Consider the following 13,025-nt stretch of genomic DNA (forward strand, 5'->3'; position numbering starts at 1 on the left):
GTCAGTCGGCGGCGGCGCCTGTCGCCTTCTTCTCCAACCATGGCCTGTAGGGGTAGGTGATCTTGTCGCCTTCCACTAGCGCACGGTGGAACGTTTTGGGCTTGATGGCCCTAGACTGCTCTCTGGATTCAATCTCATTGATTGCTTCCAGAGGGTTGTCGAACGGTACGCCGGCCAGATCGTTGACGTCGAAGCGCCACCATTGCAGTCGCAGAAGCCTTTCGATGGTGACTTCATCAAACCGGAAGCGCTTCACTTTGGCAGGCACGCCAGCGACTATGGCATAAGGAGGAACGTCGGAGGTAACGACGGCTCCAGCAGCGATGACCGCGCCGTCACCAATGGTAACACCTGGTACGATCGTCACGTTGCTGGCGATCCAGACATCGTTGCCGATGACGACGTTCTTCTTCCCCGGCTCGAAAGCGAGGAATTGGCTTGGATCTTTGACCCATCTCTTTGCTGAAGCGCCCGCGTATTGAAAGGGGTGGGTGGAAAGCCATCCCATCGGGTGGTTGCCATCCCCTGCGGTGAGCCCATGTGAAATCGAGCAATAGCGCCCGATCCTGCTCAGTCCGCGGCCGATTTTCGCCGGCCCTCTAATGTAGGTATAGGCGCCGATGAAGCCTGACATGTCGAGGTGGCACCCGATCCCGACCGGGGCCTCTATCACGAGCTTGGCGCCTCGGGAGATCGACCCGCCGTCCATGGAAATACGAAGGTCACCTAGTCGCCGTTTGAGTGTGTCTGCCATCGAATGCTCCCCAATAGAGCGTGTGTTATCGGATAGATGCCGCAGCGATGCAACCGGACAATTAGGCTGGCCTAATGGTTGCGGCGGTGCTAGGGAGCGCGTTAATTGCATGGGTCATAAAGGACGGCCGATCAGTGGAGCTCTTGAAACTGCATGTTCGCGTCACATTTTCGCTAATGATACGAGAGATCTCGACTAGGTACGGCAAGCGCCCTGGCGGCTATCTCTGGGCTTTCGTTGATCCCGTCGCTCATGTGATGATCATGACGGTGATCTTCCAGGCCGTGTCTAGAGTGCCGGCCCTTGGATCAAGTTTCCCCCTATTCTTCGCTACGGGATACTTGCCCTATATGTCCTACACCAGCATGCAGTCGTTCGTCGCTGGCACAATAAAGGCGAATAAGTCGCTTTTGTCCTATCCGATCGTCAGTCCTTTCGATGCAGTCGTCTCGCGTTATCTTGTGCAGTTCATGACGTCCTTTCTGGTCTCCTTGCTCGTTTTCGAGGCGGTTTCTTTGGAGAACCATCTATCGGTCTCTGTGGACTACAGCAAAATTGTCGGCGCTGCCTCTCTCGGCTCTCTGCTCGGATTTGGGGTCGGGCTCGCGAACATTTCGATGTTTACGAGGTGGCCATTATACGAACAAGCATTCAGCTTGATGATGCGTCCGCTTTTCATGCTTTCCGGTGTTTTCTTCCTGCCGGATTCAATGCCGAAGCCGTTTGCGGATTATATGCTTTATAACCCCATAGTGCATGTGATCATGTGGTTTCGCACCGGGGTCTATCCGGAATACAGAGCGACCGGCCTTGATATCGGATATGCTGGGGAGTTCGCCGCAGTTTACCTGATCGTTGGGTTGGTCCTATTCACTCTGTCGTCAAGGGAAATCCGAGAAGAAAGATTCTAAGGGGACGCCGTGATCTGTTTTGCGAGCAGATTGTAGCCTTCAGGAGAAAGATGAAGTCTGTCAGGGGAATAGTTTAGACATGGCTGTTTCCATTGGCAGGTCAAGGCGTTGTCATCGGTCTCCACGAATCTGTAGCCGATAACCGCAGATGAGGCCGCAAGCTCGCGATTGACCTCTTCCCGATCGGCTTCGCGGAATCTGTATTGTTCGCCGCGCGGCAGTAGGTTGACGACACGGATATGAGCGCCAGGCCAGGCCTGCCGTGATTTTCTAGCGATCTCTTCGACGCCTGCGGCGATATCATTCGGTGTGTCCCCAGCGCCTAAGTTGTTGGTGCCGGCGAGGATAATCACGAACTTCGGGGCGATCTCATTCAGCGGCATGTTGTTCATGCGCCAGATCACGTTCTCTGTCTTGTCCCCGCCTACGCCGAGATTGAAAATCAGCCGAGTTCCAAACGCTTTGGCGGCGTCGGACTTCCGCCATTGCTGGGCGATGGAATCGCCGATCAGCAAAACATCAGGATCGCGGATGGTTCGAAGGGCCGTCTTGAGCTTGTCGTGTCGGGCTAAGGCCCGAGTATCGGAGCGCTCGACGGGGAGCGTCGAATCTTCTGCCGACGCATTCCCACAAAACGACCATGCCACGCAGATGGTGGCGAGGAGCCGAGTGGCATTTTTGCGCATGTTTGCATTCATCTTGGAACTTGATGAAAGGGGTGTTCAGCCTGTCCAGCATCGCCTATGAAGAAGAAAAAGAGGTTTTTCATGGCTAACGATCTTATCCAAGAGCTACAGGAAGCAACTGAGGGCACCAGAAAGCTTGACGCTGCTATTGCTCTCCTGGTGGGCTGGAAGCGCCAAGTGGACACTACAAGGATTGACAGGAAGACAGGTCAGCCCGTCAAGCGCTCCATCTGGATCGTTCCTTCGAGCAATGACGTCGGGAAGGTTCCGTTTTTCACAACGTCCCTCGATGCCGCTTACGAACTGGCGAGAGAAGTCGCACCTGAAGACGCCATCGGTGTGAGCTTCGTTGCTGGCGTCTTCACGGCCACGGTTGGAAGCAGCGGCTACGTCCATGGTAGCACGTCGGCACTTGCCCTCTGTGCGGCAATCGTCGCCGTGAAAACCCGATCAGAGTAGGCTATTCAGAAACAAGAACCGCGAAAGCTGCCGAGAGTCTCCGAGCATCGCGCTCATACATCGTCCAACGCGGCTTGCCCTTGAAATGCTGTTCGGGGTCGTTGTCCTCGACTTCCCATTCACCCTGAATAATTTCGTCCGCATCATACCCGTCGACCTTGGCAAGCGCCCTGGCGACCTTCTCAATCTTGTCCATCTGCATAGCCTCCATTGGATTGTCGCCCGCTCATTCGTGCCGGCATTTGCTAACAGCACGCCGCCGATCTTTCAACTATCCACAACAACAATCAGGAGTGACCAATCAGCGCCATCGACGGTCGGCGATCTTCCTGACGACGTCGCTGTTTTCGCCGCAACACTCGGTGGCGATTTCCAAACACCGTTGCCTCTCCTGGGCAATAGCCTCAGCAACCATTTTCGTCGGGTCGCGTTGTCCGCGGGCAAGGTGACGGGCCGAGAGGCTCCATGCTTCTTGGGCAATTTCGTCTGGAATCATGATTCGTCTCGGTTGATCCATCAACTGAGCGTATTTGCTCTCGCTTTTCCGAAGCGTGCGCTGAGACTTCAGATCGCTTTGCTCACAACTTGGGCCGCGACCGATACGAGTAAAGCCGCTAGCGCGACGGCCGTTCCATATCGCGCGATCTTCATGCGGCGCCCGCGAGCGCCATTCCAGTCATAGCCCATCACCCACACGCCACTGGAACTCAAAATCGTGTTCCTTCTTCTGGAAATCCCGGTTGAAGGCCTGCTCCCACGGGTCAAAGGGACGTTCCTCGCGCAGTCGATTCGGCGGCTCGCGTTCTTCTTCGGCGTCGCGTTGCTCCTGCTTGTCCAACATCTTGCCTCCTTCGGTCGGAAAGTCAGCTGTCTAATAATTCCGCATCGCCGGAAAATCCACCATCGATTGAACGCTACCTAAGCGAAATCTTTTCCCGTCAAACAATCAGGAGTAACCAATGAGCGCCATCACCGCTCAGCAGGTTCGCGATGCCTCGAAGGGCAAAGTGAACGAGAGCAACCTCGCGTCCGTGCTAGTGGCCCTGGACAAATACGGCAGCGAGTTCGGCATGGATCGGCCACACCGGCTCGCCCAGTACTTTTCGCAGCTGATGCACGAAAGCGGCGACTTCCGGTACGATCGCGAGATCTGGGGCCCGACGCCGGCGCAGCAGCGCTACGACACCCGCACCGACCTCGGCAACACACCGGAGAAGGACGGCGACGGCTACCTTTACCGCGGCCGAACCGGCATGCAGTTGACCGGCAAGGATAACTATCGCCAGTTCCGCGATTGGTGCCGCGCCGCAGGCTTGGCTTGCCCGGACTTCGTCAAGGATCCGGACGCGGTCAACACCGACCCTTGGGAAGGCCTCGTGCCCCTTTTCTACTGGGACACTCGCGGGCTGAATCGCTGGGCAGATGAGGGCGACGCCGAGACCATCACGAAGAAGATCAACGGCGGAAAGAACGGTCTGGCCGACCGCTTCGACCGGCTGGCGCGGATCTCGCTCGTGCTCCTCGGCTACCGAGCCGATAACGTCCGGCAGTTCCAGGCTGACCAGCGTCTCGACGTCGACGGTGACGTCGGGCCGAAGACGCGATCCGCAATGCACAAGGCTCTCGTCGCACTCACGCCGGGCGAAGCGGCCAGGCCGGAGGTGAAGGTCGCGCCGGTGACCGAAGAGAAGCCTGTGCCGGTCCCCGTTCCTGTGACGCCGCCAAGCCTCGATGCGCCTTGGTGGAAGTCGAAAGAGGTTCTCGTTCCAGCCGTCAGCGGCGGCGGTGCCTCGATCCTGACCGCGCTCGCGGGCATCCCCTGGCAGAACCTGCTGATCCTCCTCGTCGCGCTCGGCGGTATCGCCGGCTTCCTGTACTGGCGCAAGAACGCCGACCGGAAGGCTGTGGCGAAACAGGTCGAGAGGATGGCGTGATGGCTGCTCTGTCAAATAAACTCCGAAGCGTCGAAGGCGGCCGGCTCATGTTCTGGTGCCCGGGCTGCGACGGCGCCCACATGATCCGCATCGAAGGTCAGAGTCCGGGCTGCTGGGGATACAACGGCAACCCGGCTGCACCCACTTTCACGCCGTCCGTGCTCGTTACCTACAACGGCCCCGACGCCGGCATTGACGGTGCACCACCCGCCATTTGTCATTCTTTTGTGACGGACGGCCGCATCCAGTTCCTATCGGACTGCACGCACGCCCTTGCCGGCCAGACGGTCGATCTTCCCGATTGGGAGACGGCCTGATGCTCGCCACCCCTCGCACTATCGCGGCCGTGGCCGCGCTCGCGATCGTCGCCAGCTTCCTGCTCTGGCTCTACTGGCGTGGCGGCGACGATGTCAGAACCTCTATCGAAAGGCAAAACAATGAAGCTGGTCGCACTGCGGACGATGTCCGCTCTCGCTTTGACCTTTGCCCTCCAGGGCTGTGGGATTTCCGCGCCGGCGAGTGTCGACGGTCTCAGGCGGGTCGTTGGAACTGACCTCATCGGCGCGCGCGGTGCGACGCCGGAAGACCAGCGGATGATCGACCGGACCGTCGTCGGCATCTGCGCCGCGGCGGTCTGGACGAGGGCGGAATGCGCGAAACACGGGGAACGGGGCTGATGGCACCAACGGAAATTGATGCGGCAGTGCACCGCCAGCTCGGCGAGTTGGTGGCAGGGATGCGAGCACTACAGGAATCCTTCAGACGTTTAGAAGAAGGGGCAGTGCGTTCAGAGGACAAGGCGGCGACGAGCCGCGCCGCGGTGCATCAGCGCATGGATCAGCTTGTCGACCGTGTAGGGCACGTCGAGGCATCAGTTGCCACGATCGGCGAGGATGTGTCGGAGATGAAGCCAGTCACCGATGACGTGAAACGGTGGAAGCTGATGGGGATAGGCGCGCTCGGGGTGACCGGTATCGCGGCGATGGCACTCGGCGTGAGCTTTGCGGAAGCTATCCGCCGCATCGTGTTCGTCATTCTCGGAAAGGTGTGAGAAGAAGCCGGGCAGCGCGGAGGGGCGCTGCGGAGGTGATTGCAATCTGTAGTGGGTGTGGTATGGCCCCAGTGGGATTTTAGGGGACATCATGCTTGCAAAAATTGAGGTACCGGCTCTGTCTTTGAGCCAGTGTTTTGTTGTGACTTCCATCGATCGCAGGTTCGTCGAGTTTGCCGGAGTGATGCTGCATACGCTCGCCCTGAATGGCGACATCGATGATGCCAATGTCGTCGTCTTCTGCGACGGATTGACCTCGAAGGACAAATCCCATCTCCAAATGTGCGGCGGAGACCTCCGCTTAACCCTGTTCGACTTGTCGGAGAAGGCACTTCGACAGTTTGACGGGTTGAAGACCAACAGCAACTGGAGCCGGTCGATTTACACCCGGTTGATCTTGCCAGACCTCCTTGGCTGCAAAGAGGGGCGGATAATCTATCTCGACGCCGATACGATCGTCGTCGACAGCCTGCGCCCGTTGCTGCAGTTGGATATGGCCGGCTTGCCGGTAGCCGCTGTCGGCGGCATTTCCCAGCAGGGCATCTCGCGTCTAAGGCTTCCCGACGGAACGAAGACCATGAACTCCGGCGTTCTGGCGATCGATGTCCGGGAATGGTTGTCCAGGGATTTGTCGAAGAGTTGCCTTGCGGTTGTGCGGACACAGGGTGAAAGCCTACGCTTTTTTGATCAGGACGCTTTGAACATCGCTCTCGTCGGGCAGTTCGTTTCTATCGACCGACGTTGGAATGTGGTCCTGCATTCGCACGCCGACGATCCTGCGGTCTTCCATTTTACGCACGCCAAGCCCAATTCCGTTCTTTGCCAGCACCCTGCGCAGCCCTTGTATTTGCAGTACCGGCAAGCGACGCCATGGGCGAACAAGCCCCTCAAGTCGCACTGGGACAAAAGGTTCAATCGATGGGCTCACTCCGTTCGAAGGCTCTTCGGCCGCGTTAGTGCCGCGCGCCTTCTGAGGAAACCTCTATAAAGCGCCCGATCGACCAGAGGTAGGAGACGATCTGCAGCTTAAGGTGATCGCGGTCGCCGTATCTCTCACCGATCCGGTCAAGCTCATCAATCGCTGCATCCTGCTCCTCGATGTCACCAAGTACGTACTTGTCATGCCCTATGGCGGTGATATCGCATCCGGTCTTGATAATCTCAGCTACGAAATCCGGTATTTCGCTCGGCTTCATCTTTCGCCGCTTGCTTTGGGCCATATCAATCCTCCTTTGATCGAGCAGGAAGGGTGGGCGGATTCGGGAGATCCGCTCGGCTATTGCGCTGAAGCGAGAGCGACCAGCCATGCTGCGAAGGCAATCAAAAGCCAGAGCCGCGCGTGCCTGTACCGTCGATGCCGGGCGCGTTCCCAACCGTAGGACATGAGCTTCCCCCTCTCGGCCGCGCACAATGCCAGATTGTGGGTGGTAGGAAAAGACAGCTTCGCTGCTCCCCTTCAAAAAGTATGGCCTCGCCGGGGAGAGCGAGGCCATTGTGCAGCTTCACATCCGGAGGGATCGTGAAGGCGTCATCCTGATCGGGGGTCTCAGGCTGCCATAGCCGAGAAACGCCGAGGCCCGACTTGAGTTCCCGCCTGCGCGAAAAAAATGGCCCCGAAGCAAACAACGGGGCCAACAGAGGTTACTGTCCACGTGAGCCCTCGCGGAGGGAAGGGATGCTCGGGCTCACTGTTTAAAACGACCAGCGCGGTGACTGGTTCCGGCCTTCATGAGAATCCTTCAAATTGCGCGACGCGCGGAAGCATGGTTTGATGCTGGGATGGTCACGAAACTCTCAGACTTGAACTTGCCCCTTTTTGTTCTGCATGAACTGAATATCCGCGGATATGAGACTGCGGAGGAGTTGAGGAACATCCCTTGCGCCGAACTGCTCACGATCCCCAATCTGGGCGGACTTGTTTGGCGAAGGATATGCAAAGCAGCCGGGCGTGAACGGTTTAATCCGTGACCGAGCCCTATCAGCCGAAATACCAGTGGCGCCGCACCGAGCTGGACGCCAACGACCCGCCGACCGATTTCGATTGGCTAGGGTTTGATGGCATCGGCTACATCGGACGCATCAGGAAAGAGACCGGCGGCCCGACAGCTGGACGCTGGAACTGGGCCGGGTCCGTCCCCCGCACCTTCAGAGGGTCTCCGCCGACGCCGAACCAAGGCTATTGCGACACCGCGCGCGAGGCGACGGAGATGGTCGAAACCTATTGGGATTGGTGCCTGCGACCGATGCAGGGCGAATAGACAATGGAGCGGGGGTGCCTTCGCTTTTGCTCAAGGCCGAGGCGTTGCTTTTTCAAGCAACATCACATCGTAGCGCCGGCCAGACTCGGCGCGAAAATGTTCCTTCATATTCCCCACGATTTGGAATCCCATGCTCAAATAAAGCCGCAGGGCGACGGTGTTATCGGCCCGAACTTCCAGTAGTAATTTTTCCAGCCCGAGTTCCCCGCCTGCTAGCACGAGCAACTCGTTCATTGCCGCGCGCCCAGCCCCTTTACCGCGAGCACCGGGAAGCAATGCTATGCCACCGAATCCGTAGCGATTGCGGCGATGGACTTGGCTTACCTGGACGAAACCGAGCGCCGTTTCGTCCGTGTTGTTCGCGATTACCTTGAAAGCTCCGCCAGGATCTTCGGAGCGCCGCTGTATCCATGCCGCGATCGCCTCGTCGTCTGTGGTTTCCGGCACGACAAGGAGCATCGCCTGCAACTCTCGATCTCGTCGCATTTCAGCAAGCGTCGCGAAATCGTCGGTTGTTGGGCTTCGCAACGAAATTGACGGTGGCTCGACTAACTGAGGCCTTGACGGCACCTGCTTGCGGCTCTCAAAGGAAATTCGGTCATCTATCGAAGTCATGTGCGGAACCCTCTGGCCAAATCGGAAGTCCATCGGATGCCTACACTGAGAGCCTCGCGCGAAGCTGGCGATTGAGATTTTTCCTTAGGCGCCGGCGCGCGTTGGTGGCGAGAACGTCGGCGGTCTGGCGGTCCTTGCGCTTCGGGACTTAGGCGTTTTCGCTTTTCGTGCGTTAATGCGTCATGGCTAAAACGCTCAGAAAGAAATCTGTTTCCGCAACGTTGCCCGAACCCATGCCACGGCGCGTCGATCCCTGCGTCGCAACCCTCGTCGACAAGCCGCCGAAGGGTCCGGAGTGGGCATTTGAGGTGAAGTGGGACGGATACCGGCTCGCGGTCCACGTCGAGCCAGGCGGGGTGAGGGCGATTACGCGCGGCGGGTACGACTGGACCAAGAAGTTCGGTTTGATCGTCGCCGAGGCGCGCGAGCTGGGGCCCGCCTCGATGATCCTGGATGGCGAGGCGGTGGTGCTCGACGACCAGGGCCGCTCGGATTTCGGGCTGCTGCAGCGCGCCGTCGGCAGGCGTCCGAGCCTGCACGATACCGGCGAGATAATCTTTTATGCCTTCGATCTCCTCTATCTCGATGGCCAAGACCTTCGAATGCATCCGCTGTCCGAGCGCCGCCGTCTGCTCGAACCAATCGTCGCCGGCCGGACGGGCGCGATCCGCTTTTCCGAGGAGGTGGACGCCGACGGCGCCGAGTTCTTCAAGATCGCTTGCGAGATGGGGCTCGAAGGCATCATCGCGAAGCGGCGGGATAAGCCCTATCGGTCGGGCCGCCGGCCGGAATGGCTGAAGATCAAATGCGCGCGGCGCGATTGGTTCGTCATCGTCGGATACGAGCCGTCGACCATGCCTGGCGCGATCGGTCGGCTGCTGCTGGCTGCCAAAAAGAGCGACGGCCTCGTCTACGTTGGCGGGTGCGGTACCGGATGGAGCGCCAAGGAATCGGTGAAGCTTCGAGAACTGCTCGACGCGATCCCAGCCAAACGACCGCCGGTGGCGCTGAAGCGAAAGGGCGCGATCTTCGCCGAGCCGCTGCTCGTTGCCGAAGTAGAGTACCGAGCTTGGACACAAGATGGCAAACTGCGGCACCCGTCGTTCAAGGGTGTTCAGGAGGCCCATTAGCCGCGCCTTTACCGCACAATTTCTGGAAACATCGACATTGACCGCAACTCTGTATTGTGTGGTATTAGATGCCATTAGGACGTAGATTGGGCGCAAAAATTCCAAATGGGCATTGAAACATTTTCGGAAGTGACGTATTTAGCTCTTGGAGAAGCGGACACCGTGCCGCGCTCATTCAGGGGCCCGTGCTTTTTTAAGTGCGGGCTTCCGCGTTTATGATCTTCGCTTATCTTGATGAGTTTGGACACGCTGGGCCATATTTTGGCCGCAGCCATCTACGTCATAACGCCAGTCCTGTATTCGGGTTGGCTGGCATCTTGTTGCCCGAAACAGCAGTTCGACCATTCGCGACTGTTTTTTTGAAGCGAAAGAAAGAGCTTCTAGACGTCGAAATTCAGCGGTCGAACAAGAACGGATATGAATGGGAGAAAAAGGGGACAAACCTCTTTACCGCCAATTCTATCAGTAAGTACCCCGCCGTGCGGAACGCGATGTTGCGCCTGATTAATGAAGTCAGAAATTCGCAAGGCAAGATTTTCTACTATGGTCGGGAAAAAATACGCGGAACTGAAGATGTCCGGGCTAACGGCTTATACACAACCGTTTTTGCTAATGCTATTAGGCAGATAAATTCATACTGCGAAAGCATTGGCGAGAATTTTGTGCTGATCGTCGACGAGCATTCGGCGCGCAAGGAGCTCCTTGAAACTGCCGCAAAAACGATGTTCGGCGCTGAACCGGTTCGCCGGCTCCTGAGCCCGCCCTTCGAGGTAGAGAGCTATCTCAACCAGAATATGCAGGCGGCTGACTGGATCGCGACAATCGTCGGTCGACTTTGGAATCACAGATTAGACCCTTTGGATTTTGCTGCTTATTCCGATTACGAGAAGTACTATTGGCGACGCGTTCACAGCGTAGCTACTCATAGCTCTGTGATGCAGCGTCCCAGGAATAAGGCACAGTCTGCCAGCCATGGATCGGAGCCGCACGTCGGCAGTTTAGGGTTGAAGTTAAAAGCGGCTTTATCTCTTAAGACTACAACGATCATTGAAGAAGTGACTACGATCGCCGTGGACCATTGTGACTAAATAGCTTGGGCGGCAGCCGCCTGGGATGAAGGTAATACGACGACATGCTACCGCACTTTAGCATTGATGCGGATGCAAAGCCGTGACGCAGAGTCCCGAAATAAATCCCGAAGTCAGCATCTAGACACGGCGCAATCGCCTGCACTACAAGGCTTTGCGGAAAGTAGACACCTCTCCTGGGGGTCAAGGGGTCGTGGGTTCGAATCCCGCCGCTCCGACCATTTTCCTCTTTGATTTCAGTCATACAGCAGCGCTACCGCAATTGGCGGCTGGCGGTAGCCAGCAGTTCCACGCGTAAAATCGCGCATTCGGGCACCCATTGCCCCGGCAAAAATCTCAAACGCCTGCTGATTGTTTCGCTTTGGCCCACCGTGTCTGCTCCGAGATCGGATGCGGTTTTGTCGCTTGCGCCTGACAAAATTTATCGCCCATCGGAAATCGCTAAAATGCCTCGTTCCGGTGCGATGGTCCACGCGGCTGGGGTCGATCGCCGTCCTCGCGAAAGTGATGGAATGGCCTCATGGCGGGCGTCTGTCTGCCAAAGGAGGAAATGTAATGAAGACGTTTTCGAAGATTTTTGCCGCGTCGTTGCTCGGGCTTTCGGCCCTGACGGCGATGCCGCTCATCTCGGCGTCCGGCACTGCCCGTGCAGACGACGCCGTCATCCTCGTTCCGGGCCAGCCCACCGGCTCGCCGGGCGATACGGGTACAGCGAGTTCCAACCCGGACACCGGTGCTCCGAGCTCCAACCCTGATACCGGCACCGCAAACGCCAACGGTGATACCGGGGCGCCGAGTTCAAATCCCGATACCGGTGGCGGTTCGGGCGCAGAAGGGTCGACGCCTTAAGCGATCCTGCAAACGCAGCAAAAGAGGTCCTTCAGCAGGGCCTCTTTTTTGTTTCCCGAGAATACAGCGCGGCAATCACGCCGTTCTTTCTGCGCTACCTGGTTGACTGGAGCAGGTCGACCGTCTGCCGCTTTGAGGCCGCCTTCTGGTAGAGGGCCTCTGTGCGATCGAGCATGACGGCGAGCGTAAAGCGGTCCTTCAGGTTTTCGGCGCTAGCCGACAGGGCCTTGAAGCGTTCGGGATCCGCCGCCTGGATCATGGTCTTGGCGAGCGCGGACGTGTCGTCGCTATTGGGCAGGATGTAACCGTTCCGCCCGTCCTCGATCACCGTGCGCGCGCCACCGATGTCGGTTGCGATGATCGCCTTGCCGGCGGCGGCCCCTTCGAGCATGACATAGGACATGGCCTCGTAGCGGCTTGGCATCACCAGGAGGTCGAAAGCGGGAACGGCTTGCGGGCCGGTAAAGGCAGAGGTGAGATGCATGCGGTTCTGCAGTCCGCTTTCGGCGATCGCCTTGCGAAGGTCACCTTCGAGCTCGCCGCTGCCGACCATGACCAGGTGGCTGTTTCTGACGGAAGCGGCGACACTCTTGAACGCTGCGATCAGCCGTTCCGGCGCCTTCTGTACGGAAAGTCGTCCAACGAAGCCGAAGACGAAAGCGTCCGGCGCGATCCCGAAGCTCGCGCGCAGCGTCTGCGCCATTTCGCATGAGGGCGGTGCCACGCCGTTGACGATCACCGACATGCGCTTCTCGGGCATATGCAGCGAGAGCGCATGGTGGAACTCGTCGTCGGAAACGCAGATCAGTTGATCGGTAAAGAAACGGGCCAGCGCCCATTCGATCGTGCCGTAGATCAACCGTCCACCACGGCCGAGCGTCGGGTCCAGTGTGCGAAAGGCGTGGGGCGTGTAGATCCGCGGAACATGAGAACCAGGCAGCCGCAGGCGTGTCAACGCACCGGCCTTGGAACTGTGGCCATGGATGATGTCGAAAACGTTGGCCCGCATGATGCGGCGGAGTTCGAGAAAGTAGCCGAAGTCAGACGGTCCGGGTGCGCGCTTCATGTTGACGGCGTGTACGGCCGGCAGGCCGATTGCCTTCAGTTCACGAACGAAACCTTCCTCGGCGCGCACTGGCGAATAGACGGCCTCGACGTGATGCCCGCGCTTGTGCATGCCGCGGCACAGATCGAGAAAGTGCCGGCCCGAGCCGCCGCCACTCGGCTCCAGCACCTGCAGGAGCTTGAGGGGAGGGGCCGGCGACCGGCGCGGAACCACATGTTCCATGG

The 13,025-nt window shown here is 58.4% G+C and carries 19 protein-coding genes; 11 read left to right on the forward strand and 8 right to left on the reverse strand.

The features are described from left to right. Window position 1: 1 nt before the first annotated feature. Window positions 2-754 carry a CatB-related O-acetyltransferase gene (locus tag IB277_RS38810; protein ID WP_192370769.1) on the reverse strand — a complete coding sequence of 251 codons (753 nt, stop codon included), beginning with the start codon at window positions 752-754 and terminating at the stop codon, window positions 2-4. A 134-nt stretch (window positions 755-888) separates the two neighbouring features. Here IB277_RS38810 and IB277_RS04100 point away from each other — a divergent pair, with 134 nt between their 5' ends. Further along, window positions 889-1,665 carry an ABC transporter permease gene (locus tag IB277_RS04100; protein WP_192370871.1) on the forward strand — a complete coding sequence of 259 codons (777 nt, stop codon included), beginning with the start codon at window positions 889-891 and terminating at the stop codon, window positions 1,663-1,665. Here the strand turns inward: IB277_RS04100 and IB277_RS04105 are convergent. Continuing rightward, entirely contained in the window at window positions 1,662-2,363 is a 702-nt protein-coding gene (locus IB277_RS04105; protein WP_192370770.1) for a GDSL-type esterase/lipase family protein, read from the reverse strand. The two genes, IB277_RS04100 and IB277_RS04105, sit on opposite strands and share 4 nt — an antisense overlap. Window positions 2,364-2,408: 45 nt before the next feature. Between IB277_RS04105 and IB277_RS04110 the strand changes: the two genes are divergently transcribed. After that, window positions 2,409-2,810 carry a hypothetical protein gene (locus IB277_RS04110; protein ID WP_192370771.1) on the forward strand — a complete coding sequence of 134 codons (402 nt, stop codon included), beginning with the start codon at window positions 2,409-2,411 and terminating at the stop codon, window positions 2,808-2,810. 1 nt (window position 2,811) lies between these two features. On the opposite strand, the gene IB277_RS04115 is transcribed toward IB277_RS04110, so the two are convergent. The 3 genes from IB277_RS04115 to IB277_RS04125 all read right to left on the reverse strand — a co-directional run bounded on the left by IB277_RS04115 (window position 2,812) and on the right by IB277_RS04125 (window position 3,651). Next, window positions 2,812-3,006, reverse strand: coding sequence for a hypothetical protein (locus IB277_RS04115; RefSeq protein ID WP_192370772.1), 195 nt, complete (start codon window positions 3,004-3,006; stop codon window positions 2,812-2,814). Between the two features lie 105 nt (window positions 3,007-3,111). Then, window positions 3,112-3,306, reverse strand: a complete 195-nt coding sequence (locus IB277_RS04120) for a hypothetical protein (RefSeq protein ID WP_192370773.1) — start codon at window positions 3,304-3,306, stop codon at window positions 3,112-3,114. Window positions 3,307-3,486: 180 nt separating this feature from the next. After that, entirely contained in the window at window positions 3,487-3,651 is a 165-nt protein-coding gene (locus tag IB277_RS04125; RefSeq protein WP_192370774.1) for a hypothetical protein, read from the reverse strand. A 118-nt stretch (window positions 3,652-3,769) separates the two neighbouring features. Here IB277_RS04125 and IB277_RS04130 point away from each other — a divergent pair, with 118 nt between their 5' ends. The 5 genes from IB277_RS04130 to IB277_RS04150 all read left to right on the forward strand — a co-directional run bounded on the left by IB277_RS04130 (window position 3,770) and on the right by IB277_RS04150 (window position 6,783). After that, window positions 3,770-4,744, forward strand: coding sequence for a peptidoglycan-binding protein (locus IB277_RS04130; protein ID WP_192370775.1), 975 nt, complete (start codon window positions 3,770-3,772; stop codon window positions 4,742-4,744). Continuing rightward, entirely contained in the window at window positions 4,744-5,061 is a 318-nt protein-coding gene (locus IB277_RS04135) for a DUF6527 family protein (protein ID WP_192370776.1), read from the forward strand. The genes IB277_RS04130 and IB277_RS04135 overlap by 1 nt, the downstream gene beginning before the upstream one ends. Before the next feature lie 120 nt (window positions 5,062-5,181). After that, window positions 5,182-5,421, forward strand: a complete 240-nt coding sequence (locus IB277_RS04140) for a hypothetical protein (RefSeq protein ID WP_192370777.1) — start codon at window positions 5,182-5,184, stop codon at window positions 5,419-5,421. After that, entirely contained in the window at window positions 5,421-5,795 is a 375-nt protein-coding gene (locus IB277_RS04145; protein ID WP_246812697.1) for a DUF1515 family protein, read from the forward strand. Before IB277_RS04140 ends, IB277_RS04145 begins: the two co-directional genes overlap by 1 nt. A gap of 91 nt (window positions 5,796-5,886) precedes the next feature. Beyond that, a complete protein-coding gene (locus IB277_RS04150) occupies window positions 5,887-6,783 on the forward strand; it encodes a glycosyltransferase (RefSeq protein ID WP_192370779.1) in 897 nt (298 codons plus the stop codon). Here IB277_RS04150 and IB277_RS04155 read toward each other — a convergent pair. Next, window positions 6,749-7,015 (reverse strand): hypothetical protein, encoded by a 267-nt coding sequence (locus IB277_RS04155; RefSeq protein WP_192370780.1) that lies wholly within the window; start codon window positions 7,013-7,015, stop codon window positions 6,749-6,751. The two genes, IB277_RS04150 and IB277_RS04155, sit on opposite strands and share 35 nt — an antisense overlap. A 744-nt stretch (window positions 7,016-7,759) precedes the next feature. Here IB277_RS04155 and IB277_RS04160 point away from each other — a divergent pair. Beyond that, window positions 7,760-8,053, forward strand: a complete 294-nt coding sequence (locus tag IB277_RS04160; protein ID WP_192370781.1) for a hypothetical protein — start codon at window positions 7,760-7,762, stop codon at window positions 8,051-8,053. Between the two features lie 30 nt (window positions 8,054-8,083). Here IB277_RS04160 and IB277_RS04165 read toward each other — a convergent pair whose 3' ends face one another. Beyond that, the gene (locus tag IB277_RS04165; RefSeq protein WP_192370782.1) at window positions 8,084-8,668 is read right to left on the reverse strand and encodes a GNAT family N-acetyltransferase; all 585 of its coding nucleotides are present in this window, start codon (window positions 8,666-8,668) and stop codon (window positions 8,084-8,086) included. A gap of 233 nt (window positions 8,669-8,901) precedes the next feature. Between IB277_RS04165 and ligD the strand changes: the two genes are divergently transcribed. The 3 genes from ligD to IB277_RS04180 all read left to right on the forward strand — a co-directional run bounded on the left by ligD (window position 8,902) and on the right by IB277_RS04180 (window position 11,735). Beyond that, window positions 8,902-9,798 (forward strand): non-homologous end-joining DNA ligase, encoded by an 897-nt coding sequence (ligD, locus tag IB277_RS04170; RefSeq protein WP_192370783.1) that lies wholly within the window; start codon window positions 8,902-8,904, stop codon window positions 9,796-9,798. A 215-nt stretch (window positions 9,799-10,013) separates the two neighbouring features. After that, window positions 10,014-10,886 carry a DUF3800 domain-containing protein gene (locus IB277_RS04175; protein ID WP_192370784.1) on the forward strand — a complete coding sequence of 291 codons (873 nt, stop codon included), beginning with the start codon at window positions 10,014-10,016 and terminating at the stop codon, window positions 10,884-10,886. 555 nt (window positions 10,887-11,441) lie between these two features. Next, window positions 11,442-11,735 carry a hypothetical protein gene (locus IB277_RS04180; protein ID WP_034803714.1) on the forward strand — a complete coding sequence of 98 codons (294 nt, stop codon included), beginning with the start codon at window positions 11,442-11,444 and terminating at the stop codon, window positions 11,733-11,735. A gap of 94 nt (window positions 11,736-11,829) precedes the next feature. Here IB277_RS04180 and IB277_RS04185 read toward each other — a convergent pair whose 3' ends face one another. Further along, window positions 11,830-13,023, reverse strand: a complete 1,194-nt coding sequence (locus IB277_RS04185; protein WP_090294552.1) for a glycosyltransferase — start codon at window positions 13,021-13,023, stop codon at window positions 11,830-11,832. Window positions 13,024-13,025 lie beyond the last annotated feature (2 nt).

The sequence above is a fragment of the Ensifer sp. ENS07 genome, assembly GCF_014852185.1.
In the GTDB taxonomy this organism is placed as follows: domain Bacteria; phylum Pseudomonadota; class Alphaproteobacteria; order Rhizobiales; family Rhizobiaceae; genus Ensifer; species Ensifer adhaerens.

Excerpts from the sequence above, each read along its gene's own strand:
- IB277_RS38810 (WP_192370769.1), bottom strand. The coding sequence starts at position 754 with ATGGCAGACACACTCAAACGGCGACTAGGTGACCTTCGTATTTCCATG.
- IB277_RS04105 (WP_192370770.1), bottom strand. The coding sequence starts at position 2,363 with ATGAATGCAAACATGCGCAAAAATGCCACTCGGCTCCTCGCCACCATC.
- IB277_RS04110 (WP_192370771.1), top strand. The coding sequence starts at position 2,409 with ATGAAGAAGAAAAAGAGGTTTTTCATGGCTAACGATCTTATCCAAGAG.
- IB277_RS04115 (WP_192370772.1), bottom strand. The coding sequence starts at position 3,006 with ATGGACAAGATTGAGAAGGTCGCCAGGGCGCTTGCCAAGGTCGACGGG.
- IB277_RS04120 (WP_192370773.1), bottom strand. The coding sequence starts at position 3,306 with ATGATTCCAGACGAAATTGCCCAAGAAGCATGGAGCCTCTCGGCCCGT.
- IB277_RS04125 (WP_192370774.1), bottom strand. The coding sequence starts at position 3,651 with ATGTTGGACAAGCAGGAGCAACGCGACGCCGAAGAAGAACGCGAGCCG.
- IB277_RS04130 (WP_192370775.1), top strand. The coding sequence starts at position 3,770 with ATGAGCGCCATCACCGCTCAGCAGGTTCGCGATGCCTCGAAGGGCAAA.
- IB277_RS04135 (WP_192370776.1), top strand. The coding sequence starts at position 4,744 with ATGGCTGCTCTGTCAAATAAACTCCGAAGCGTCGAAGGCGGCCGGCTC.
- IB277_RS04140 (WP_192370777.1), top strand. The coding sequence starts at position 5,182 with ATGAAGCTGGTCGCACTGCGGACGATGTCCGCTCTCGCTTTGACCTTT.
- IB277_RS04145 (WP_246812697.1), top strand. The coding sequence starts at position 5,421 with ATGGCACCAACGGAAATTGATGCGGCAGTGCACCGCCAGCTCGGCGAG.
- IB277_RS04150 (WP_192370779.1), top strand. The coding sequence starts at position 5,887 with ATGCTTGCAAAAATTGAGGTACCGGCTCTGTCTTTGAGCCAGTGTTTT.
- IB277_RS04155 (WP_192370780.1), bottom strand. The coding sequence starts at position 7,015 with ATGGCCCAAAGCAAGCGGCGAAAGATGAAGCCGAGCGAAATACCGGAT.
- IB277_RS04165 (WP_192370782.1), bottom strand. The coding sequence starts at position 8,668 with ATGACTTCGATAGATGACCGAATTTCCTTTGAGAGCCGCAAGCAGGTG.
- ligD (WP_192370783.1), top strand. The coding sequence starts at position 8,902 with ATGCCACGGCGCGTCGATCCCTGCGTCGCAACCCTCGTCGACAAGCCG.
- IB277_RS04175 (WP_192370784.1), top strand. The coding sequence starts at position 10,014 with ATGATCTTCGCTTATCTTGATGAGTTTGGACACGCTGGGCCATATTTT.
- IB277_RS04180 (WP_034803714.1), top strand. The coding sequence starts at position 11,442 with ATGAAGACGTTTTCGAAGATTTTTGCCGCGTCGTTGCTCGGGCTTTCG.
- IB277_RS04185 (WP_090294552.1), bottom strand. The coding sequence starts at position 13,023 with ATGGAACATGTGGTTCCGCGCCGGTCGCCGGCCCCTCCCCTCAAGCTC.